This window comes from Arthrobacter sp. UYEF36 (assembly GCF_040547025.1).
Lineage (GTDB): Bacteria > Actinomycetota > Actinomycetes > Actinomycetales > Micrococcaceae > Arthrobacter.
The window spans coordinates 37,368-58,332 of record NZ_JBEPOX010000014.1 but is presented as its reverse complement, the minus strand read 5'-3'; the positions used below and the strand labels follow the sequence as shown (position 1 = coordinate 58,332).

Below are 20,965 nucleotides of genomic sequence, written 5' to 3'. Positions count from 1 at the left end.
GGAGTTGTTCTTTCGGTTAGTAGGAACGGACGAGTCCGCCGTCGCAGCGGAGCTGTTCCCCGGTCACGTAGGATGCAGGTCCGCTGGCCAGGAAGGCCACGACGGCGGCGAATTCCTCGGGCGTGCCGTACCGGCCGGCAGGGATCGATGCTTCCGAGGCCGCCCTCGTCTCCTCCGGCGAGCGGCCGGTGCGTTTGGCCGCCGCTGCGTCCAGTGAGCCAACGCGGTCGGTGTCGATGCGGCCCGGGAGCACCATGTTGACGGTCACGCCGTCCTTTGCCACCTCCCCCGCCAGGGTCTTGAGGTACCCGGCGAGCCCGGCCCGCCCGATGTTGGACAACGCCAGGTTGGGCAGCGGCTGCTGCACCCCGCTGGAGCCCACTGCCACGACGCGCCCCCACCCGCGCTCCCGCATGCCGGGAAGCACCAGCGCGGTGAGTCGGATGTGCTGCAGCAGCAGCTGGTGCACGGCGGCAAGGGCCTGCTCGTCGGAGACGTCCGCGGCGCCGCCGGGAGGCGGTCCGCCGCCGTTGAGGATGAGCACATCGATGGGGCCAAAGGCCCCCACCGCGGCTTCCACCAGCGCGGACGGGGCGGCGCCGTCCGTGAGGTCAATGCCGATGCCGACGGCGGAACCCAGACGCGCGGCTTCCGCCCGGACCAGGTCCCCGCGGCGGGCAGCCAACACCACGTTGGCGCCTTCCTCAGCCAGCGCCCGGGCGATGGCGAGGCCAATCCCCGAGCTCGCTCCCGGAACCAGGACGTTCTTTCCCTTCAAACCGGTCTCCATCAGGCCAGCACCACCCGGACGGCATCGAGATGGGCATCGATCAGGTCCGCCAGCGCTTGGGGCAGTTTCGGGGCGGGCGGCCTCACGATGGACTCAGCGATGATGCCGCGGCGGCGGAGTACTTCCTTGCGCAGGGCCAGTCCGACGCCGGGCTGGGCCTCGAAGTTCACCAGCGGCAGCCACGGGGCGAAGGCCTCGCGGGCGGCGCGGAAGCCGCCGTCGGCCCATGCTGTCAACGCGGCCTGGAGGCCCTCGGGATGCGAGAATCCGGTCATGGCACCGGCCGCGCCGGCGGCCAGCTCATCCAGCAGTCCCACTCCCCCCAGCCCGCCGTACACGGGCACGGACGTGGCGCCCGTCAGCCTGGCAATGGCCGAGGCGGTGGGCGGTGCCTCCGACTTGACGGCCACGATGAACGGGCACTGCGCCAGGACCTCAAGGATCTGCGCCGCGCTGATGTTCACCCCGGACGCCACGGGGTAGTCCTGAAGCACGATTCCCGCGCCCGTTGCCCGGTGCACGGCGGTCAGGTGGGCCGCCAGCACTTCTGGATCGGAGCTGTTGGCCTGGACCATCAGGGCCGCGAGGTTGCTGCCCGCCGCTTTAACCGCGATGCGGGCTTGCTCCAGCGCCACCGCCGTCGACCGGGCTGAAAGGCCCACCACAAGAGGCGCGTCCTTCCCCTCCTCCGCGACGGTGCGCACAACCAGGGCCTGCTCCTCGGCATCCAGGGATGCCCCCTCGCCGAAGACGCCGAGCACCACCATTCCGGTGGCCGGTATTGCGGTGTAGAGCTGCACCTCGCGGCGCAGGGAATCGGTGTCCACGGCGAAATGCGTTCCGCTGAACGGTGTGGCCAGTACTCCCCAGAGCCCGGGGGCGAGGTGCGGGATCGGTGTTGTCATAGTGATGCGTTGTCCTTTCGGCGAAGGGCCAGGGAAACTGTGTTCGGCGGCGGCCGGCTCGATGTCGCGGCTGGCGGCGGGGCATTGCGGGCGCCGGACGCAGCGCCCGTGGAGGTCACGCCCGCGCTGCCCCGTTCTGAGCAGACGGGGACACGGCGGTGGCCCCGTCCGGTTCGTCCGGGCGATGCCGGCGCAGCCCGACGATATGGACCAGGACTCCCACGGCAATGATGGCCGCCCCGATGCCGATGTAGAGGGGCTCCATGACCAGCATGGGCAGTGACCCGACGCCCAGCAGAACCCGTTCGGGCCAGCGGGCCGGGCCGAGGAGCCAGGCCCCGGTTGCCACGGCAAGGGAGGCCACAGCCAGGAGCGAGACGGCGAACGCCAGTGCGACCGTCCCTGGACCGCCCTGCAGGAGCAGCCCGACGCCGTCGTCGGAGAGCACAAAGATGAACGGGACCAGGAACGCCGAGAGCGTGTACCGCCAGGTCAGCCACATCGTCTTGATCGGTTTGCCGCCGGTAATGGCCGACGCCGCGAACGGCGACAATGCGGTCGGCGGTGACACCTCGCTGAGCACCGAGTAGTAGAAGATGAACATCGCAGCCGCGAATGCCGGCACGCCGACATCCTGCAACGCGGGTCCGATGATCACCCACGAAATGATGAAGCTTGCCGTTACCGGCACGGCAAGTCCCAGGAGGGTTACGGAGATCGCGGAGAAGATGGCGGTCAGGAGCAGGCTGCCGCCGGCAAAGTCCACGATGATGTTCGCGAGCTTCAAGCCCAGGCCGGTGAGGGTCATGATTCCGACGATCAGGCCGGCCGCCGCCATAACGGGGATCACGGACAGCGCGCCCATGGCGCCGAGGGCGAGCGCGTCCCAGATGCGCTTGGGCGTCAGCCAGGACTGGCGGTCCAGGAAACTGAGCACAAACGCGAGACCGGTGGCGTAGACCACGGCCCGGAAGGGTGTCATGCCCATGGACATGAACACCACGATCGCGATGAGGGAACTGAAGTGGTACCCGAACCGCAGCAGCAGTTTGCCGACCGGCTTCACGTCCAATTCCACCGCCCTGGTTTTGAACCGCCGGGCGTCCATTTCGATGGCGAGGATGATGCCGAAGTAGTAGAGGACGGTGGGAATGGTGGCCCAGATGAGCACCTGCAGGTACGAGACGCCCAGCAGCGCGGCGATGATAAAGGCTGCGGCACCGAGGGTGGGCGGGGACATGATGGCGCCGATGCCGGCAGCCGCCAGGATGGCGCCGCCGTGTTCTTTCGGATAGCCGGCCTTGCGCAGCAGGGGCCAGGAGATCCCGCCGAGGGTCACTGTGGTGGCGACGCCGGAACCCGACACGGTTCCCAGCAGGAAGCCGGCCAGGGTCACGGTGCGGCCGGGGCCTGACTTCGACTGTCCGAAGGCGGAGAACGAGAGGTCGATGAAGAATTTGGTGGCGCCCGAGGCGCCCAGGACGGCGCCGTAGATGGTGAAAAGAATGATGTACGACGCCGCGACGTCGGTGGGAACCCCGAACAGCCCTTGTGTCCCCATGACATTGTGGCCGATGAGCCGGATCCAGTTAAAGGAGGACGTGTTGAACGGAGCAGGGACGAAGGACCCGAACGCCGCGTACGCGAAGAAGCCCATCACCACCAGCGGGACGAGGATACCCACCGTCCGGCGGGATGCCTCCAGCGTGACGAGGATCGCGATCACACCCATGGCCAGATCCAGGTAGGTCGGCGTGATCGCGCGGCGGAAAAAGCCGTCCCAGTTCGAGATGATGTAGGCGAACGGAACCGCGGCAATCAAGGCGAGCAGCCAGTCGAGTATGGGCGGGTTGTCCGAACGTCCGGCCCCCTTGGCCGCATCCGAGCGGCCCCATCCGCGGTAGACCAGGAACGTCAGGGGCAGCCCGATCATCAGGAACGCGGGCAGGTAGAACTGGGTTGGCATCGGATTGAAGACCCAATACAGCCCAAACACGGACAGTGCCACACCAATGGTTCTCACAATGGCGCCGGGTATCCCGCTCAGGTGGCGGGCGGGTTTCTCCGCCTCAAACTCGGCGATCAGCGCCTCTTCGTCAATCACCCCGTCCTCAGCCAGGTCCATGGGGTTGACGGTGGCGTCATTGTCCGCGTCCGCCCGCACGGTGTCCCCCGTCCGCACGGTGCTCCCCGTCCGCACGGTGCTCCCCGGGGGTTCAGGCGGGGTGCGTGCTTCAACGGCTCCGTTGCCGTTGGGTGTCTCGGTCATGAGGTCTCCTTGAGGGATAGCACAACGAACGGGTCGCTGTCTTCGACTAACTTCCATAGTTCAAGCGGCGGGGCACCCGGGACGTACACGGTGCGGCGGCCCAGATCCGTTGCTGCCAACGACAGCCGACTAAACTCCGCAGGGTGATCCGGATCGGGGTCGGTCACCCATTCCCTGCGGTCCGTGTTCCCGGCCGCGGACGGCGGTCCGGGAACGGCGTAGTACTCTTCGAGCACCGCCAACTGGTCGGCGGCCAGCTGAGCCAGGCGGTAGCTTCCGTCCTGCTGGACGGTGTACCGCTCTTCAGCGACGGTGCCGTAAATGGAGTTCCGGTAGCTCACTGCGAACGTGTCTCCGGCAAGCGGAACGCTCGCCAGCACGCCGCCGTCATTGCTGATCACAAGGGCGCGGGGACGGTGGGGTTCCGGCGGCGCGCCGGCCACAGCAATCCCGCCCGCTCCCAGCATGCCGAGGCAAACGAGGCCGACGACGGCGGCGGCTGGCCTAGCCATGGAAGTTAGCTTCCGGCCTTGTCGAAGTAGGCCTTCGAGCCGGGGCAGGTCTCCACGAAAGGAACGTCACCCGCGGTGGCCCGATCCATCTCTTTGGCTGCTGGATGCACCTTGATCAAGGCCTCTTTGTTCTCAAAGAGGGCGGTGGTGATGTCCTGCTGAAGCTGTGTGCCCATCTTCTTGCTGGCAACCAGGATGTTTGGCGAGGCGATCGCGGAGACGGCCTCGGTCTGCCCTTCGTAGGTGTTGGCCGGGATGTCCTGCTTCACGTAGTACGCGCCGTACTTCTGCGCGAGCGGGTCCGCGTACTCGCCGATCGGAAGCAGATTCATGTCGCCGTCGCTGGCCAGGTCAATCAGCGCGCCGGTGGGCAGCCCTCCGGACCAGAATCCGGCGTCGATGGTTCCGTCGCGAAGCGCAGCGATGGTCTCTGCCGCGCCGAGTTGGCGACGCTCGATACCCGACGTCGGGTCGATCCCGGCGGCCTCGAGGATGCGCAGCGCGCCGACCTCGGTGGCGGAGCTGGGTGCGCCGACCGAGACGACCTTGCCCGCCATGTCTTTCACATTTTGGATTCCCGTGCCGTCAACGGTGATGGCCTGCATGAAGTTGTTGTAGATGTTGCCAAGGGAGCAGACATCCAGGGGCTTTCCCTTGAATTCGCCCTCGCCTTTGACTGCATCGGAAACCACGTCGCCCACTGAGAAGGCGAGCTGCGCCGACCCGTTATCTATCAGCAGCATGTTGTCCACGGAAGCGTTCGTTTCCTGCACGGTGGCGTCATAGTCCTTGACGTTGTCGCGGATCACGGTGGCGAAGCCACCGCCCAGCGGATAGTAGACCCCGCCGGTGCCGCCCGTGGCGATGGACAACGTGCCGCCCTGGCCCCCGGCATTCCCCGGCGCGTCACCACCGCCGCTGGGGGCGGGGCTGCCGCACGCGGAAAGGAAAACTGCCGGGACAAGGGCTGCTGCTGCCCACAGACGCTGCACGCGCCTCCGGGCAGGGATGGTCGTAGCGGTCATGGTTACTCTCCCTGGGTGGTGATGATGGTGTTGGTTGGATGGGGGTCAGTCGGCCTGGTGTGCGGCTCTCCGGTGGCGGCCGGCGGTACGGGAACGTCTCCGGCGGCGAGGATGCCTGCCAGCAGGCGGTAGTAGCCCACCAGCACGGAAAGCTCCATAATGCCTGCGTGTCCGAAGTGTTCAAGGGCGGCCGCATGTATCCCCGGGCCCACAGTGGTTCCGCGCAACAGGGCACGCGTGAGGCCCAGCGCCGCGCTTTCGTCCGCGCTCAGCGTGTCCGGGATGCCGCCGTCGTGCAGCCTCTTCAGCTCTGCGCCGCTGATGCCCACGCTCGTGGCGACCAGGCTGTGCGCGTACCACTCGTAGGCGGACTCCAGTTCCGCGGCGACGGCGCAGATGACCAGTTCCCGCGTGCGGGCCGGCAGTGACCCGCTAAAGCGCAGGACGGCACCCAGGGTCTGTACCGCGTTGCCAATCGCTGGCGAGTACAGCAGCGCGTTGAAGGGGCCGTTGAGGCGGCCGGTTTCGTCGACAATGGAGAACGGGCCGTCTCCCCTGGGCGGGCCGGCGATCGCGCCATACAGGTCGCGCTGCTGGTCCGAGAGTTCATGCGGAGCGAGGAGGGGAAAGCGGCCGCCGCGGGTGGATCCCGAAACGGCTGCCCACTGAGTCGAGTTACACAAGGGTCCTGCCCCCGTCCACGTACAGGACATGACCGGTGACGAACGCCGCCTGGCGGGAAGCCAGGAAGAGAACGGGACCGGTGAGGTCGTTGACAGTACCGAGCCGGCCGGCCGGGACCATCGAGGTGTAGTGGTCGCGTACCCCGGGGCGGTCCAGATGCGCCCTGGTAAGTTCCGTGTCCACGTAGCCGGGGGCGATGGCGTTTACTGTTACTCCGCGGGAGGCCCACTCGCGGGCCATGACCCGGACCAGCTGGTTGATGCCGCCTTTGCTGGCTGCGTAGGGACCGTGGTCGGGATGTGCCAGGATGCCGGAGACCGACGAGCAGTAGATCTGGCGCCCGAAACCGGCCTCGACCATCACGCGGCCGGCTGCGCGGCCCAGCCGGAAGGCGCTGGTGAGGTTGAGCTCCAGGATGCGGTTCCAGTCCTCATCCGCAGTCTCGAGAATCGGCACCCGGTGGTTGACGCCAATGGAATGCACCAGAACGTCCAGCCCGCCGAGCCGTTCCTGGGCTGCTGCAACGGCAGCCTCGCAGCCCTCTGTGGACGTGAGGTCGAACCGTTCAGTGGCCGCGCCCTGTCCAAGTGCGGCAAGCCGGGCGCCGTCGCGGTCAACGGCGAGCACATTCGCCCCGGCTGCCACGAATTCCTCAATGCAGGCGCTCCCGATTCCTCCGGCGCCGGCAACCAGCACCCGGGCACCGCCCAACCCGAGCCAGTCGTTCATGGGCGCCACGACGTTCCGGTGGGCGCTTGTGCCACGCCTGCATTGGAGTCCGCATCATTGCGGGTTACTCGTAGGACCATTTGGATAATGTATCCAATTTTGTAATCAGATGTAACCCATGTCACATAAATATATTAAGTCTGGCTGATCGTGCCGTCCAGGAAAGTGCGGAGAGCGTCCACGGCGTGCTCCCGGTGCTCGTCCAGCAGGGCGACAAGCAGCTCCGCGTCCCCGTCCGCGTAGGCCCGGACGATGCGGGCATGTTCGCGCTCCACTCTGGCCCGGTTGCTTTCCGCCCCGTAGTACACGAACCGGTACGCTTCAGTCGCGTCCCACAGGACCTGAACGATCCGTTCCAGGCGCGGCATGCGGGCCGCTGCCAACAGTTCGAAGTGGAAGCGCCGGTTCGCCTCGGTCATCTTAAGCAGATCACCGGCGGCACTGGCCAATTCAACGTCACTGGCGGCCGCCCTCATCGCGGCGAGTACACCGTCGCTTTTGTTTCCCACGGCGACCCGGGCGGCCTCGGATTCCAGCAGCTGCCGGAGCCGGTAGACCTCCAGGAGGTCCGTGAGCGACAGGCTGGCGACTTTATGGCCGCGGTGGGGCTCGTAGACCACCTGGCCCTCGCTTTCGAGGACTTTGAATGCTTCGCGGACCGGAACGCGGCTGACACCGAATCGCTCGGCGAGAGTGTTTTGACGAAGCGGCTGTCCGGGCAGGAACTCCCCTGCGATGATTGCGCGGCGAAGCTCGGTGAGGACGAAAGCCTGGGCGGTGGGAGGGCGCCTGGACTCTTTCGCGGCGTCCTCGCTCACGCCGCCACCGCCAACACATCTGCTTTCACCCCTGAATTCTAACTGGCGGCATCCGTGGCAGCGCCCCGAGCCTGTGCAACCCCCGGGCTCGAACGCTAGGACTGGCCTTGCGGCTTTGTTTTCGGGTCTTCCGTTCCGGTTTCGAAGGGCGCGCCCGCGGCCGGCGGCTCTCCCGCCGCGAGGCGGTCCGATTCGCGGGCCCCAACAACAGACTGGGCTCCCCCGGATCCGGCTTCGGCAGGTGAAGGTCCAGGCGGTACGCCCCCGGTTGTTGTTGGCGAGCCGGTCACGGTCCGCTGCCCCTTGGTCATGGCGGGGTCGTTGAACACCTGCTCGACGGGTGCTTCGCCCGTCTTGGCCCGTTCGGGATGCGAGTGATCCCCCTGCGCGCTGGTGCCTGCCTCCGCGGTATTGATCGACTCTCCCACATCTGCACCGCTGCGGGAGTCATCGGCCTGGACGTCCGCACCGGACGAGGCACGCCGGGCCTGGGATGTAGCGTCTGGGGATTCTTCGGGTTCCAATTTTCTGGACGTCTGGTCAGTAGGCAATTCAGAGTCGCTGCGGTCTGTCATGATCGTTGCCCTTCCGAAATGAATTCGTGCGTCAGCTCCGGCGCAATTCCAGTCTAGACAGAGCCGCGGCAGCCCAACAGGTCCGCACGAAGGACCTTGCCTCAGGCTGACCCGCTGATTACCCGGTCACGCCCGGCAAGCAGACCCATCACGGCGAGAACCGCCATGAGGCCCGCGGTGACGAGGAGCGGGAGCGTCCAGCCTCCGCTCACGTCGCGAAGACCACCGAACATTACCGGCCCCATCGCGGCGAGACCGTAGCCGACAGATTGTGCCATCCCTGACAGGGACGCCGCCTGCGGGTAATTCACGGTCCGGAGGCTGAACAGCGACAGAGCGATGACAATGAGGCTCCCGCACCCGATTGCCCCAAGAATGACCCACAGCAATATGAGGTCGGGCGCAAGTGCCAGCCCGAGAAACGTCACGAACGTGAGCGCGCCGCTCGTGAAGGAGACAAGGCGCTGGTCCGAACCTCGGTGAAGGATTCCCCCTGTGGCAAGGCTGGCGAACACGCTGATGAGCAGGAATACGGACAGATGGACGCCCGCAGTAGTGGCGGGAACCCCTTGGCTTTGTTCGATGGTGGGCAACCACGCCATCAGGACGTAGAAGGCGATCGATTGCAGTCCCATGAAGATTGTCACCTGCCAGCCCACGGCTGAGGCCCAGGGTGACCGGTAGGAAACCTCCGGCGTGGTGGCACGCGCGGTGCCTGAGCTGTGCCGGCGCAGCCACGGCAGGAGCACCGCCATGGCGATGAGAGCCAGGCCCACCCAGATTCCGAGGGCAAGCCGCCATCCCGCCGGGGAGGTTTGTGCCACGGGAACGACGACGGCTGCGCCGATCGCGGCGAAGGCGGCCTGTGTGGCGGTGTAGCCTCCGGTGACCTGGCTGACCCTCATCGGAAAGTCCCGCTTTACCAGGGAGGGCACCAGGACATTGAGAAACGCGATAGCCAAGCCGATCAGTGCGGTGCCCGCCCAGATGACGCCGGGCACGGGTAAGGAGCGAAGCACGATGCCCGAGGCGAGGATCAGCAGCGACATCCACAATGCCCGGTCGAGACCCAGACGGGCAGCAAAGCCGGGTGCCAGCGGGGAGAAGACTGCGAAAGCAATGAGCGGAAGGCCCGTGAGGAACCCCGCTGCGGCACCGGATAACTCAAGGTCGCTGCTGATGTTCGCGAGTACTGGTCCCACGCTGACAAAGGACACCCGAAGGTTAACTGCGATGAGCAGAACACCGATGAAGGCGAAGCCGATCCTGGCAGTGCGGTCCGGCGCGTTCCGGGTGGCAGCGGGCATCGTGCGTTCTTCCGTCCTTCGGTGACCTTGTCCACGCTAACTGACGTTTATCAAGTTCCAGGGGGACGGCACGGAACAGCAGGCATAAGCTAAGTGAAGAACGTCTCTTCCAGCGCCCGGGAAGGCCATCATGGACTCTGAAACCGCCGATGTAATCGGTCATGATGTCACCACCATCACCTGCGTGTGCGGCAACACCGTCAGCAAGGACGGGTTGATTCAGGCCAACCCACAAGGTGTCCCCGTCTACATCGGAGACAAGATTCCTGTTCCCGCCGGGCTGGCGCCGTGGCCTGCGGATGAGGATCTCCACACACTGTGTCCCTCCTGCGGCCGCGTGTACCGTGACTCGGTCATCGAAGAGACAGGGACCGCGCCCGTTGCTTTCCGCGTCGACGTCACCGCTGGCCCACTTGCCGAGGCCATCCGCGTCCATTGGAACCTCAGCGCCCAGGAATGAACCCGGTGAGCGGACGACGGCGGGACCTCCCGCCGTCGTCCGCTTCCGTCTGGTGGCTACTGGCTGAAGGGGACCTTTTCCCAGGCCAGAACATCCGCGCCATCGGCACTGTTGCCGGCGACGGTGAACCTGACGTAGTTGGTGGCGTTGGCGGATCCGTCCACGGTGATGCGCTGCAGGTCATCGGCGGCCGGCTGGCCGTAGATGTCCAGCCAGGGTGAGCCCTCCGCGAGCGGCTGGTTTTCGGCGAAGACGTGGCTGTCGCCGTTGATGAGGTAAACCGGGGCGTCGAAGCTGTTGGTTTCGTCGATGATGGCTTGCACGATTTCGCGGAAGCCGGACATGGTGTCCGGGTTGGCGGTCGCGGCGGCGAGCAGGGACGGGTCGAACATGTCGGCCTGGGTCATCAGGACAACCGCACGGTCGTTGCGGCGTTCGGCGTCAGCGAAGGTGTCGCGGATCTGGGCCAGGACGGCGTCCGTCCGGTGCTCAACTTCGGCCAACTGCCCGGGTGTGGCTGTGGTTTCGCCCAGGCCGGTCCACGGCTGCAGCGAGTTGTTGCTGCCCTGGATATTCAGCACGGAAAACGCCACCCGGTTCTGGGTGAAGCGGACGTTTTCCGGCAGCCCGAGGTCCGCCTGGGTCTTGACAGGCATGGTGGCGCCCAGGGTCTTGCCGGACCCGTCGAAGAAGACATCCCGCAGCTTGTCGAGCCGTTCCAGCGGGTTGTAAGCGCCGTTGTTGCTGCGGTGGCAGTCCACCCATTCGTTATCGCCCGGGGTGAAGACCAGCGGGTGCTCGAAGGTGTCGAACTGCGTGCGGATGTTCTGGAAGTACTCGTCCGAGCAGACCGAGGAGCCGTTCTTGATGTCGCCCACGTGGGTGACGAACTTCAGCCCGCTGTCGGCGTTGATGTCCTGGATGCGGGCGGGGAACTTCGCGATTTCGGCCTCGCCGTAGGGGATGTCGCCGATCACACCGAACGTGAACGCCTGGCTGTCGGCGGTGTTGTCGGCGGCGGTGGCGGGCTGGGACGCAAGGAGGCCGAGCACCAGGACGGCCGCCGCCGTCGTCGTCGTTTTGATGGTCTTTGAAGGCATGACGATGTTCCTCTTTTTTTGCGGGGTTGGGGCTTGAGGTGTGCGGCTTAGGCCGCGCGGACGGTCAGGAACTGTTGCAGCGCGGCGAGGTCGTCGGTGTTGATGTGGTCCACGCCGGCGTCGAAGAGTTCGTTCCAGATGGCCTCGCGTGCGGTGCCGGGCATGTCCGGGGTGGCCCAGAAGCGGACGAGGTAGCCATTGGCGTGCGCCTCGGCCACGTAGGCGCGCAGTTTGGCGCGCTCGGCCTCCGGCATGGGACCCACGCCCTGCCAGGCGAAGAGCTTGGTCCAGTTGTCGCTGACCAGCGGCATCAGGCCGGCAGGCTTTCCGGAGGTGAGGTCTGCAGAGCGGCCATCGTAGAAGCTGAAGCGCTTCTCCTGTGCCTGCATGGTGGCCAGCGGGCGGTTTCCGCTGATGACCGCGGTGACCGGGCCGGTCTTGGTGGCGCCTTGGCTGTAGCGGCTCATGATGTCACGGTGCTCCGCCAGTTCCTGCTCGATTGCGGCGTACGTGGATTCGCCGTCGCTCTTGATGTCGATCAGAAGCTGCAGGCTGCCATCCCACTTCGGGTACACGCTGTGGCCCTGGCCGCGGACCAGGTCCTGGAGCGGATCGAGGTAAAGGCTCTCCAGCGTAACGCCGGGCTGGACATCCTCCAGGTCGTGGGCCACCAGCAGCTCGCCGTCCACCAACCACACGTCCGCTTCCACGCTGGTGAAGCCATGCTCCAGCGCATCGAACAGCGGACGGTCATGCTCATAGTCGTTGTGCGCATGCGCCTGGGCGAGCGGCTGGCCGACGACGACGGGAGCCGGCTTGGTCGCCTCTGCCTGGGCAGGGGCTGCTACTGTCCCCGTCAGGGAGGCAAGGACGGCGACGGCGGCAAGGGTGCTTTTCACGAACACGGAGTACTCCTTGGATACAGGGGATTCTCCGCCCGGCACATGGAAACGCACCGGGCAAAAGGGGGCGTGAAAAGACTGCTGGTCGCGGGAGAACGCCGGAGGGCGTATTGATTGCTGGCGGGTGAACTGGGAAGGACCATTGGCATGGCGGGGCTGAGGGAGGCCCTGCCGGTAACGGTTTCGTCAGAAACTCCCCTCCGCACCCGGGCAGAGGGTTGCGTCTCGAACAGCCTTCTATTTGGCCCAGTCGGCGTCGCCGTAGGGGCTGCCGCGGAAGTGCGCCCGGAGGTACTCCCCCACCACGGCAGCGCCCAGATCCCCGGCCTCGGGCGCCACGACGCGGCCGTCGATCCGGCGGGCCATCCGCTGGACGAACCGTTCCAGGCCGGGGTCATCGCCCAGCCGGAAGAACGTGGCCTGTGTGCCGGCCCGGCCCAGGCGGTCCAGCTCGGCTACGGTCACGCGGATGGTCTCCGGGTCCGGCGGATACGAAAACCACGACTCGCCGTCGGGCAGCAGGTGCGCGGTGGGTTCGCCGTCGGTCACCACCAGCAGGACGGGCTGCATCGACGGGTGCTGGCGGAAAAACCGGCCGGCCAGCAGCAACCCGTGGTGCAGATTGGTTCCCTGTTCGCGCAGAGACGGCAGGGCCGTCAGCTCGCCGATGTCCATGGACTGCGCGTAGCGGCCGAACGTGATCAGCTGCAGCCGGTCGCCGCGGAACCGGGTGGAGACGAGGTGGTGCACAGCGAGCGCGGTGCGTTTCATCGGCACCCAGCGACCCTCGGCGGCCATCGAGAAGGACACATCGACCAGCAGCGCGACGGCGGCCTGCGTGCGCGCCTCCGTCTCGGTCACCTCGATGTCATCCATGGCCAGACGCAGCCCGAGGCGCGGGTCGCCGCCGTCGGCGATCGTGCGGCGGATCGCGTTGGTGATGGTCCGGGTGACGTCCCACGGTTCGGCGTCGCCGAACTCCCACGGGCGGCTGGAGCCGGTCTGCTCCCCGGCCGCCCCGGCAACCCGGGTGTCCCGGCGCCCCTGCCGGCCGGAGAGCTGCTTCGCGGTGTCCCGCAGCAACGACCTACCCAACCGCCGCATGGCCTGCGGCGAGAGACTCAGGTCGCCGTCAGCCCCGCGCCGGAGGAAGCCGCCGTCGTGCATGGCCCGCTCGATCTCCGCGAGGGTGCGGGCCGAGACCGCGGCATCCTGCCCCAGCTGGCGGGCCAGGGCGTCCAGGTCCAGGTCGTCCAGGCGTGAGCCGTTGTAGGACTGGGAGAGCTGGTCGGCCAGCTCGTCCAGTTCGGCGAGGTCCTGGAGGACGCCGGTGCCGTCGCCGAGCCCGAGCCCCTCCTCCCCTTCGAAGCGTTCGGAACCGGACCAGTCCTCGCCCGGGCGCAATGCCTGCAGGGTGGCGTCGAGTTGACCCAGCTGTGCCATCAGCTCGGCCGAGCCGAACGCCTGCGCGGAGAGCCGCATCAGCTCATCGCGCTGCTCCGCGGACATGGACTGCAGCATCCGCTGGGCGGCGGCCGCGCGCTGGGCGAGCGCGTCGATCAGCTCCTCGACCGATTGCGGGTTCTCCGGAAAGAACTCGCCGTGTTTGGCCATGAACCCCTGGAAGTCCGCGTCGGTATCCTCGCCGCGCCGGTGCTTGTAGAGCAGCTCATTGAGGTCGCCCAGCATCTCGGCCACGGCCGCGCGGTCCTCATCCGTTGCGCCCTCGAGTGCCTGCTTCATGCCGGCGAACCGCTGGTCCAGAACTTCGCGGCCCAGCAGATCCTTGATCCGTTCGTAGGCTTCGCGTGCGGTGCTGGACTGCCAGTCGTAGGAGGCGAGGTCGTTGACCGCTGCCGCCGTGGATTTCGGCAGGTTCTGCAGCTGCATCTCCCGGAAGGCGCGGTCGGTGTTGTCCATCATGGCGTCGCGGGCCAGCTGCTTGCGCTCCTCCAGCACCGCGGTGTCCAGCAGTTTCTGGACCTCGTTGAGGGTCCCGTCCAGGTTGTGGCGGCCCAGAAGGTCCTGACGGCGTTGCTGGATGCGGCCGGCGAGGTCATCGAGCCCTTCCCGGTTGCGGCCGCCGCGCCGCAGGTACTCCTGGAGGGCTTGCCAGGGCGAGTAGCCGGCCATGACGTCCTCGGCAACGGCGTCGAGCGCCTCCGCCAGGTCCACCGGCGGCGCGAGCGGATCCGGCCCGCCCGCGTACCGGCCATACCGGGACCGGTTGTGAGTGCTCATGGCCCCTCCCGTCCTTAGCCGTAGATCGTGGCCTCGTCGTCGGACTCCTTGGAGATCCGCCGGGCGAGGTAGAGGCCTTCCAGGGCGAGTTCGACGGCGGCGGCGCGCTCCCCGTCGTTGCTGGCGCCCAAGCGCTCACTGATTTCGTCGTAGAGCCGGGATCCGTTGAGGGACGGGAGGTTCTCGAGGAACTCCCGGGCGGTGACCAGTTCCCCGGTGGTCACGGTGGAGTGGCCGTCCAGCGCCGCGACGAGTGCTCCCATGTCGATGCCGTGCAGGTGCGCCCGCACGGCTTCGGCGGTGGCCATGCGCAGGAGGTGCTCCAGGATGTCCTGTTCCCGCCCTTCCTCACCGGACTCGAACTCAATCTTCCCGGCGAGGACGTCCACCGCGGCGTCCAGGTCGATGATCCGGGCCACGGCCTCGTCCTCGCCGCGGACGCTGGCCCGGCGCAGGGCCGCCGCGGCGACCGTTTCGGCGCCGGCGATGGCGAACCGCGCGGACACCCCGGAGGTCTGGTTGATCGCCGGGGACTGCCGCAGCGCCCGGGTGTAGCGGGCCAGGATCTCCAGGATGACGGGCGGGACGCCGGCCACCAGGTGCCCCTCCTGGCGGATGACGGCCACCTCGTCGTCGAGCTCGATCGGGTAATGGGTGCGGATCTCGGCGCCGAAGCGGTCCCGCAGGGGTGTGATGATCCGGCCCCGGTTGGTGTAGTCCTCCGGGTTGGCGGACGCGACCACGAGGACGTCCAGCGGCAGCCGCAGCACGTAGCCGCGGATCTGGATGTCGCGTTCCTCCATCACGTTGAGCATGGAGACCTGGATCCGCTCGGCGAGGTCGGGGAGTTCGTTGATCGCGATGATGCCGCGGTTGGAGCGCGGGACCAGGCCGTAGTGGATGGTTTCCGGGTCGCCCAGGCGGCGGCCCTCGGCCACCCGCATCGGGTCGACGTCGCCGATCAGGTCCGCGACGGAGGTGTCCGGCGTCGCGAGCTTCTCGACGTACCGTTCCGAGCGGTGCCGCCACGCCACCCGCAGACGGTCCCCCTCGGTGAGGGCGAGGGCACGGGAGTGCTCGGTGATGGGTTCGTAGGGATGTTCGTTCAGTTCCGAGTCCTCGATCACCGGCGACCACTCATCCAGCAGCCCGGCGAGGGTGCGGAGGAGCCGGGTCTTGCCCTGCCCGCGTTCGCCGAGCAGGACGACGTCGTGCCCGGCGAGCAGGGCCCGTTCGAGCTGGGGCAGGACGGTCCGGCCGAAGCCGTACATCCCGGGCCAGGGATCGCGGCCGGCGGCGAGCGCGGCGAGCAGGTTGTCGCGGATTTCGCGGCGCAGGTCCTTGTGCACGTGGCCGGAGGCACGCAGTTCACCAACAGTGAAGATATCGGGGCGATCACTCACTCCTCCACCGTAGACCTCTACCCGGCGGGGAATCGAGGGATTCTTTGAGATTCCTGAGCTTTGGGCTCCTACGCGTTCTAGGCTGGATGCTAATGACTGCAGCAGCGCCACCGGCAGTGCCGGCACCGGGTTCTTCATCGAAAGAGCCCTCACCCGAGCGGCAGGAAACGCTCCTTCTTCTGGTGCGCCACGGGGAGACGCCGACGACGGGCACGGTGCTGCCGGGGCGGGCGCCGGGGCTGCACCTTTCGGAGCGGGGCCGGGTCCAGGCTGACAGGGTATCCGAACGGCTCACTGGTCTTCCGGTTGATGCCCTCTATTCCTCACCGCTGGAGCGCGCCTGCGAAACGGCGGAGCCGACGGCGGCCCGCACCGGACTGGACGTGAAGCACGACGACGGGCTGCTGGAGTGCGACTTCGGCGAGTGGACCGGCGCGGCGATCGCCGACCTGGCGGCCCTGCCGGAATGGCAGATCGTGCAGCACAGCCCGTCCGCCTTCCGTTTCCCGAATGGTGAGAGCTTTCCGGAGATGCAGGCGCGGATCGTCGGGGCGATGGAGGCCTTGCGTGATGCCCATGCCGGCGGCGTGGTGGTGTGCTTTTCCCACGCCGATCCCATCAAGGCTGCCGTGGCCCATGCCCTGGGCACGCCCTTGGACCTCTTCCAGCGGATCGTCATCAGCCCGGGCTCGGTATCTGCCATCTCATTCGTGGAAGGCGAGGACCCCTCGGTGCTGATGGTGAACTCGACCTCGGAACCGCTCAGCGGGCTGAGGGCATCGTGAGTTGGGGCCGCCGGTGTCCGGCCGCGAGCTGACCCTGCTCACCGAGGGCCGCATCGAACTGCTCGGTCGCATCCCGCGCAGCAGCAACGAGACGTTCCTGGTGCAGGTCTCCCGCGGTGAGGAAGCCGGGTGTGCGGTCTACAAGCCGGAGGCCGGGGAAAGGCCGCTGTCCGATTTCGAGCCCGGGCTCTTCCGGCGGGAACGCGCCGCTTACCTAGTCAGCGAGTCCCTGGCGTGGGGTCTCGTGCCGCCGACGGTCATCCGCGAGGAGGCACCCTTGGGGGTCGGTTCGCTGCAATGGTTCATCGAGTGCGACTTCCAGGAGCATTACTTCACCCTGTACGAGGACGCCCCCGAGACCCACCGCGAGCTGGCACGGATCGCCGTGTTCGACTACGTCGCCAACAACACCGACCGCAAGAGCGGCCACGTGCTGCGCGGCGACGACGGACGGATCTGGGGCATCGACCACGGCCTGTGCTTCTCAGCAGCGTTCAAACTGCGCACCGTGATCTGGGACTTCGCCGGCGGACCCATCCCCGATGCCCTGCTCGAGGACATCGCCCCGCTTGCTGACGCGGTACCTCCCGAGGTCGCCGCGCTGCTTGACGACGACGAGGTCACCGCCCTGCAGCACCGCGTGCGACGGTTGCTGCAGGCACGGGTCCTGCCGGTTGACCGCACCGGTATGCGTTACCCGTGGCCGCTCGTGTAGGCGCACACCCCGATTCCGAGGCCCTCCCGTCGGTGCGGACCAGCCGCTGTCCAAGGTGAAAAGGGGCCCGCGGGTTTGCGACGTTGGCATACCAAGAGACCTAACGTCACACAACGCGACGGCCTCCGCATCCGGATCAGCAACGCCCTACCCTTGACACGTGACTTTGACTAAGATCCGCACCGCCGCCGCGAGCTCCCTCGCCGCCGTCGGTCTCCTGCTGACCCTGGCCGCCTGTTCCACGCCGGCCGCCACCCAGCCAACCACCTCTGCCCCGTTGTCCACGGCAGCAGCTTCATCCGGCGCCGCCTCCGAGCCCTGCGCCGGGGTGAAAGTCATCGTCGGCTCTGGCGCCCTGAAGCAGGCTGCCGCTGATTCCTCCGTTTGCGTGGCCGTGGACGGGGCGACTCCCGCCTCCAAGGTGCTGGACGAGGCCAAGGTGAAAACCGAAGGCACCACCCAATACCCCAACGAACTGGTGTGCCGTGTCAACGGTGTGCCCGCCGCGGACCTCGACATCACCCACAAGGGCGGCACGTACAAGGAAGAATGCAGCAGCATGCCCGCTGCCTTCGCCTACTGGGCGCTCTGGGTTAAGCCGGCCTCCGGCGACTGGGCGTACGCGCAGGAAGGCCTCGCCACCTTGCAGGTGAGCCCGGGCGAGAGCCTGGAACTGCTCTACACGGTCGACGGCGAACCGGCCGCCCCCGCGGCATGACCTTTCGGCCCGCGCCGTTACGCGCGGCGGCGGCTCTCGCCGTCGTGTTCATCGCGGCGCGGGTCATCTACCGCATCCTCTTCAACGGGGTGGGCATTGGTGAACCGGTCCTGCTCGACCTGCCGGCGGTCCGGCTGCCTGCCCCGTACGCCCATGTGGTCCTCCTCGGTCCGGTCACAGCCCCTGGCCTGTGGCAGGCGGTCCTCTCCGCCCTGCCGATTGCCGGGATGTTCCTCGCTTTCGGCCTGCTCAACGCCTGGGTGGACGTGGCCCGCGGCTTCGTGCACCTGGCCCGCCGCGGCCCCATGCAGGGCGTAGCCCGGATGCTTGTGGTGGCGTGGGCGGCGCTCCCGGCTCTTGCCGACGCCGTGACCTCCGTCCGGCTGGCGTTCCGGCTGCGGGGCGAACGCTTCGGACCCCGCGCCCTGGTGCCCGTGCTCGAGCGCACCCTGGAGCACGCGGGCCGGGTCGCCGCGGCCTTGGAGTTGCGCGGCTTCGGGAGCCGGGCGGCACACCGGTCCGGGAACGACGACGGCGGCCCTCTTCGCGTGCGCGACGCCCAGTTCCGCATTGGTGACACCCAGGTGAGCGTCCCGGACTTCACGCCGTCGAACGGGTCCATCACGGTCATTACCGGGCCAACGGGTTCGGGCAAATCCACCATCCTGCGGGGTATCGCCGGCCTCCTCTCCCACGTGGACGGTGGAGAAATTTCCGGCACCGTGTGCATCGCCGGAACGGACCGTGCCACCACGCCCCCGCGCGATACCGCCCGCTTTATCGGCGTCGTACTGCAGAATCCCCGCGCAGCCTTCGCCAGCACCCGGGTCCGGGACGAAATCTCCCTCGCACTCGAGCTGCGCGGCATCGCCTCCGGAACCGCAAAGGCCCGGGTCTTGGAGGTCGCGGATCGTATCGGAGTGTCGGCGCTGCTGGACCGGAATGTCAGCACCCTCTCAGCGGGCGAGGCAACGCTCGTAGCCATCGCGGCCGCGGTGGTGGAGCATCCGGCCCTGCTCCTGGTGGACGAACCCCTGGCCGATCTTGACACCGCAGCTCGCGGACACGTCATCGCCGTGCTGGACGCCCTCGCCCGCGATGACGGTGTCTGCGTCATCGTGGCAGAGCACCGTGCGGCGCCGCTGGTACCCGTTGCCGATTCGTGGTGGACCATCGACGACGGCGCCCTGGTCCCGGGTGCCGCGCCGTCCGCGCCGTCGCCCGCTGTCGCTGCCCGTCCAACGCCGGCGGAGCCAGCGAAGCGGGCGCCCGTGCTGACTGCGGCAAATCTCGCGGTGCACCGCAAAGGCAAGCCCTTGGTGCGCGAGGCATCGCTGACCCTGCACCGTGGTGAGGTGGTGGCTCTGGTGGGTCCGAACGGCGCCGGGAAGTCGTCCCTCCTGGTGGCGCTCGCCCTCGGTGAGGGCACGGTCGACGGCCGCACGGTCGACGGCGGACGGGTCGCCCTCGTGCCGGACGCCTCGGACGACCTCTTCACGAGGGATACGGTTGCGGGCGAGCTCCGCGCAGCAGAGCGGCGCCAGGACCGGCGCGGTGACCAGCTTCCGCGAAGATCTGCGGAATCACACCTGGCCCGTTTGCGGGGAGACGTGCGGACTCCTATTGGACACGAGCATCCCCGGGACCTCTCGGCAGGAGAGCGCAGGATCCTTGCCATCGCGCTGCAGACCATGGACGACCCCCAGGTGCTCCTGATCGATGAGCCCACCCGCGGGCTGGATCCTGCGGCGCGCGCAGCAGTGTCGGCGGCGTTGCGGGCGGCAGCGGACTCCGGCGCGGCGGTCCTGATCGCCACGCACGACCTCGATTTTGTCCACGGCCTCGGCGCCCGGATCCTCCCGATGCGTGACGGCGTCGCGCCTGCCTCCGTGGCGGACCATACGCCGGAGCCAGAACTCCCGCCTGCCCGGCAGGAAAATGCCCGACCGAGGCCACGGGTCACTGAACCAACAAACACCCAGAGCCCGGCAAGGCAGCGCCGCATCCGGATGCCGCGGGGCGTCGAGCTCGCCGTTCTCGCAGCTGCAAACGTTCTGGCCCTCGCAGCATTCTGCTGGCCGCTGCTCGCTGCAGCCCTCCCGGAGGATGCCGCCGCGGCCCTCCCCTACGCGGCGCTGGCCATTGCGCCGCTCGCCGCCGTCGCCATCGTCGTGTCCCTCGACGGTTCGGTCCGCTCCGCGCACACGGTGGCGTTGCTCGGTGTCCTGGCCGCAGTAGGTTCCGCGGTGCGGGTGGCGAGCACCGGCGTCGGGGGCGTGGAGGCAGTCTTTATCCTGCTGATTCTGGCCGGACGGGCCTTCGGTCCCCGTTTCGGCATGCTCCTCGGGGCCGCCACCATCGCCCTCTCAAGCGCCGTGTGGGGCGGGATCGGGCCCTGGACGCCGTTCCAGATCTTCGCCTGCGCGTGGGTGGGCGCCGGGGCCGGCCTACTCCCCCGCCGTGTGCGGGGAAGAGCCGAGCTATGGATGCTCGGCGGCTACGGCATCCTGGCGTCCTACCTGTTCGGACTGCTCACCAACCTGTGGTTCTGGCCCTTCGCGGTGGGCGCCGGCACCGGCATCTCCTACGTGCCCGGCGCGCCGCTGGGCACCAACCTCAGCAGCTTCCTGCTCTACTCGCTCGTGACGTCGACGGCGGGCTGGGACACTCTGCGTGCCGTCACCACGGTCATCGGAATCGCTGTGGTGGGGCGGGCCATTCTCGCCGCCCTCCGGCGGGTGAAACCGGTCTCCAGCCCGGGCGGAAGCGTCGGCGGGCACGCCGCGCAGGCCCAACCCGCCGTCGTTCCTGATCTGGAGGAGATCAGGCGTTAGTTTTCCGCTTGAGCCAGCCCCACACGGCCGTGGCCACGAACAGGATCAGGCCGATGAAAGCCAGCCACAGCAGGCCCTTCACCACGAAGCCGAGGATCGAAAGGACAAGCCAGATAATAAGCAGTGTGATGATAATTCCCATAAGGGAAGCCTAGGCCCGGTTCCCGCTGAAACCGTCCGGCACGCAGCAATC

At 67.6% G+C, this 20,965-nt stretch carries 20 protein-coding genes; 5 read left to right on the top strand and 15 right to left on the bottom strand.

Translation table 11 applies throughout. The annotated features are described in order from the left end of the window. Positions 1 to 16: 16 nt before the first annotated feature. The 10 genes from ABIB29_RS18140 to ABIB29_RS18095 form a co-directional block, all read right to left on the bottom strand. On the bottom strand, positions 17 to 778 hold the full coding sequence (locus ABIB29_RS18140; protein WP_354174199.1) for an SDR family oxidoreductase: 762 nt from the start codon (positions 776 to 778) through the stop codon (positions 17 to 19). Between the two features lie 11 nt (positions 779 to 789). Continuing rightward, on the bottom strand, positions 790 to 1,695 hold the full coding sequence (locus tag ABIB29_RS18135) for a dihydrodipicolinate synthase family protein (RefSeq protein WP_354174198.1): 906 nt from the start codon (positions 1,693 to 1,695) through the stop codon (positions 790 to 792). Positions 1,696 to 1,810: 115 nt separating this feature from the next. Further along, complete coding sequence (locus ABIB29_RS18130) at positions 1,811 to 3,964, bottom strand: TRAP transporter permease (protein ID WP_354174197.1); 2,154 nt, start codon at positions 3,962 to 3,964, stop codon at positions 1,811 to 1,813. Beyond that, positions 3,961 to 4,476, bottom strand: a complete 516-nt coding sequence (locus ABIB29_RS18125) for a hypothetical protein (protein ID WP_354174196.1) — start codon at positions 4,474 to 4,476, stop codon at positions 3,961 to 3,963. The genes ABIB29_RS18130 and ABIB29_RS18125 overlap by 4 nt, the downstream gene beginning before the upstream one ends. A 5-nt stretch (positions 4,477 to 4,481) precedes the next feature. Further along, the gene (locus tag ABIB29_RS18120; RefSeq protein ID WP_354174195.1) at positions 4,482 to 5,501 is read right to left on the bottom strand and encodes a TAXI family TRAP transporter solute-binding subunit; all 1,020 of its coding nucleotides are present in this window, start codon (positions 5,499 to 5,501) and stop codon (positions 4,482 to 4,484) included. 2 nt (positions 5,502 to 5,503) lie between these two features. Further along, a complete protein-coding gene (locus ABIB29_RS18115) occupies positions 5,504 to 6,184 on the bottom strand; it encodes a carboxymuconolactone decarboxylase family protein (protein ID WP_354174194.1) in 681 nt (226 codons plus the stop codon). Beyond that, positions 6,177 to 6,914 (bottom strand): SDR family NAD(P)-dependent oxidoreductase, encoded by a 738-nt coding sequence (locus tag ABIB29_RS18110; RefSeq protein WP_354174193.1) that lies wholly within the window; start codon positions 6,912 to 6,914, stop codon positions 6,177 to 6,179. The genes ABIB29_RS18115 and ABIB29_RS18110 overlap by 8 nt, the downstream gene beginning before the upstream one ends. Before the next feature lie 134 nt (positions 6,915 to 7,048). Then, entirely contained in the window at positions 7,049 to 7,732 is a 684-nt protein-coding gene (locus ABIB29_RS18105) for a GntR family transcriptional regulator (RefSeq protein ID WP_354174192.1), read from the bottom strand. A 95-nt stretch (positions 7,733 to 7,827) separates the two neighbouring features. Continuing rightward, complete coding sequence (locus tag ABIB29_RS18100) at positions 7,828 to 8,307, bottom strand: hypothetical protein (RefSeq protein WP_354174191.1); 480 nt, start codon at positions 8,305 to 8,307, stop codon at positions 7,828 to 7,830. Between the two features lie 101 nt (positions 8,308 to 8,408). Further along, positions 8,409 to 9,614, bottom strand: a complete 1,206-nt coding sequence (locus ABIB29_RS18095) for an MFS transporter (protein ID WP_354174190.1) — start codon at positions 9,612 to 9,614, stop codon at positions 8,409 to 8,411. Positions 9,615 to 9,744: 130 nt separating this feature from the next. Here ABIB29_RS18095 and ABIB29_RS18090 point away from each other — a divergent pair, with 130 nt between their 5' ends. Next, entirely contained in the window at positions 9,745 to 10,074 is a 330-nt protein-coding gene (locus ABIB29_RS18090) for a hypothetical protein (RefSeq protein WP_354174189.1), read from the top strand. Positions 10,075 to 10,130: 56 nt separating this feature from the next. Here ABIB29_RS18090 and ABIB29_RS18085 read toward each other — a convergent pair whose 3' ends face one another. From ABIB29_RS18085 to ABIB29_RS18070, 4 genes are all read right to left on the bottom strand, one after another. Then, complete coding sequence (locus tag ABIB29_RS18085) at positions 10,131 to 11,174, bottom strand: metallophosphoesterase family protein (protein WP_354174188.1); 1,044 nt, start codon at positions 11,172 to 11,174, stop codon at positions 10,131 to 10,133. 47 nt (positions 11,175 to 11,221) lie between these two features. Continuing rightward, the gene (locus ABIB29_RS18080; protein ID WP_354174187.1) at positions 11,222 to 12,079 is read right to left on the bottom strand and encodes a phosphatidylinositol-specific phospholipase C/glycerophosphodiester phosphodiesterase family protein; all 858 of its coding nucleotides are present in this window, start codon (positions 12,077 to 12,079) and stop codon (positions 11,222 to 11,224) included. 234 nt (positions 12,080 to 12,313) lie between these two features. Beyond that, entirely contained in the window at positions 12,314 to 14,317 is a 2,004-nt protein-coding gene (locus ABIB29_RS18075; protein ID WP_354174186.1) for a vWA domain-containing protein, read from the bottom strand. Between the two features lie 14 nt (positions 14,318 to 14,331). Continuing rightward, the gene (locus ABIB29_RS18070; protein WP_354174185.1) at positions 14,332 to 15,720 is read right to left on the bottom strand and encodes a sigma 54-interacting transcriptional regulator; all 1,389 of its coding nucleotides are present in this window, start codon (positions 15,718 to 15,720) and stop codon (positions 14,332 to 14,334) included. An 86-nt stretch (positions 15,721 to 15,806) separates the two neighbouring features. On the opposite strand from ABIB29_RS18070, the gene ABIB29_RS18065 reads away from it, so the two are divergent. The 4 genes from ABIB29_RS18065 (at position 15,807) to ABIB29_RS18050 (ending at position 20,772) form a co-directional block, all read left to right on the top strand. Further along, positions 15,807 to 16,505: an MSMEG_4193 family putative phosphomutase gene (locus tag ABIB29_RS18065; RefSeq protein ID WP_354174184.1), complete on the top strand. Its 699-nt coding sequence runs from the start codon at positions 15,807 to 15,809 to the stop codon at positions 16,503 to 16,505. Positions 16,506 to 16,518: 13 nt separating this feature from the next. After that, positions 16,519 to 17,220, top strand: coding sequence for an SCO1664 family protein (locus tag ABIB29_RS18060; RefSeq protein ID WP_354174183.1), 702 nt, complete (start codon positions 16,519 to 16,521; stop codon positions 17,218 to 17,220). Between the two features lie 160 nt (positions 17,221 to 17,380). Further along, the gene (locus tag ABIB29_RS18055; protein ID WP_354174182.1) at positions 17,381 to 17,938 is read left to right on the top strand and encodes a hypothetical protein; all 558 of its coding nucleotides are present in this window, start codon (positions 17,381 to 17,383) and stop codon (positions 17,936 to 17,938) included. Beyond that, positions 17,935 to 20,772 carry an ATP-binding cassette domain-containing protein gene (locus ABIB29_RS18050; protein ID WP_354174181.1) on the top strand — a complete coding sequence of 946 codons (2,838 nt, stop codon included), beginning with the start codon at positions 17,935 to 17,937 and terminating at the stop codon, positions 20,770 to 20,772. The genes ABIB29_RS18055 and ABIB29_RS18050 overlap by 4 nt, the downstream gene beginning before the upstream one ends. Here ABIB29_RS18050 and ABIB29_RS18045 read toward each other — a convergent pair. Further along, positions 20,762 to 20,914, bottom strand: coding sequence for a hypothetical protein (locus tag ABIB29_RS18045; protein WP_354174180.1), 153 nt, complete (start codon positions 20,912 to 20,914; stop codon positions 20,762 to 20,764). The genes ABIB29_RS18050 and ABIB29_RS18045 overlap by 11 nt on opposite strands. Positions 20,915 to 20,965 lie beyond the last annotated feature (51 nt).

What these genes read in the sequence shown, in the direction of transcription:
- ABIB29_RS18135 (WP_354174198.1), bottom strand. Translation starts at nt 1,695, where the DNA reads ATGACAACACCGATCCCGCACCTCGCCCCCGGGCTCTGGGGAGTACTG.
- ABIB29_RS18130 (WP_354174197.1), bottom strand. Translation starts at nt 3,964, where the DNA reads ATGACCGAGACACCCAACGGCAACGGAGCCGTTGAAGCACGCACCCCG.
- ABIB29_RS18125 (WP_354174196.1), bottom strand. Translation starts at nt 4,476, where the DNA reads ATGGCTAGGCCAGCCGCCGCCGTCGTCGGCCTCGTTTGCCTCGGCATG.
- ABIB29_RS18120 (WP_354174195.1), bottom strand. Translation starts at nt 5,501, where the DNA reads ATGACCGCTACGACCATCCCTGCCCGGAGGCGCGTGCAGCGTCTGTGG.
- ABIB29_RS18110 (WP_354174193.1), bottom strand. Translation starts at nt 6,914, where the DNA reads ATGAACGACTGGCTCGGGTTGGGCGGTGCCCGGGTGCTGGTTGCCGGC.
- ABIB29_RS18100 (WP_354174191.1), bottom strand. Translation starts at nt 8,307, where the DNA reads ATGACAGACCGCAGCGACTCTGAATTGCCTACTGACCAGACGTCCAGA.
- ABIB29_RS18095 (WP_354174190.1), bottom strand. Translation starts at nt 9,614, where the DNA reads ATGCCCGCTGCCACCCGGAACGCGCCGGACCGCACTGCCAGGATCGGC.
- ABIB29_RS18090 (WP_354174189.1), top strand. Translation starts at nt 9,745, where the DNA reads ATGGACTCTGAAACCGCCGATGTAATCGGTCATGATGTCACCACCATC.
- ABIB29_RS18085 (WP_354174188.1), bottom strand. Translation starts at nt 11,174, where the DNA reads ATGCCTTCAAAGACCATCAAAACGACGACGACGGCGGCGGCCGTCCTG.
- ABIB29_RS18075 (WP_354174186.1), bottom strand. Translation starts at nt 14,317, where the DNA reads ATGAGCACTCACAACCGGTCCCGGTATGGCCGGTACGCGGGCGGGCCG.
- ABIB29_RS18065 (WP_354174184.1), top strand. Translation starts at nt 15,807, where the DNA reads ATGCTAATGACTGCAGCAGCGCCACCGGCAGTGCCGGCACCGGGTTCT.
- ABIB29_RS18050 (WP_354174181.1), top strand. Translation starts at nt 17,935, where the DNA reads ATGACCTTTCGGCCCGCGCCGTTACGCGCGGCGGCGGCTCTCGCCGTC.
- ABIB29_RS18045 (WP_354174180.1), bottom strand. Translation starts at nt 20,914, where the DNA reads ATGGGAATTATCATCACACTGCTTATTATCTGGCTTGTCCTTTCGATC.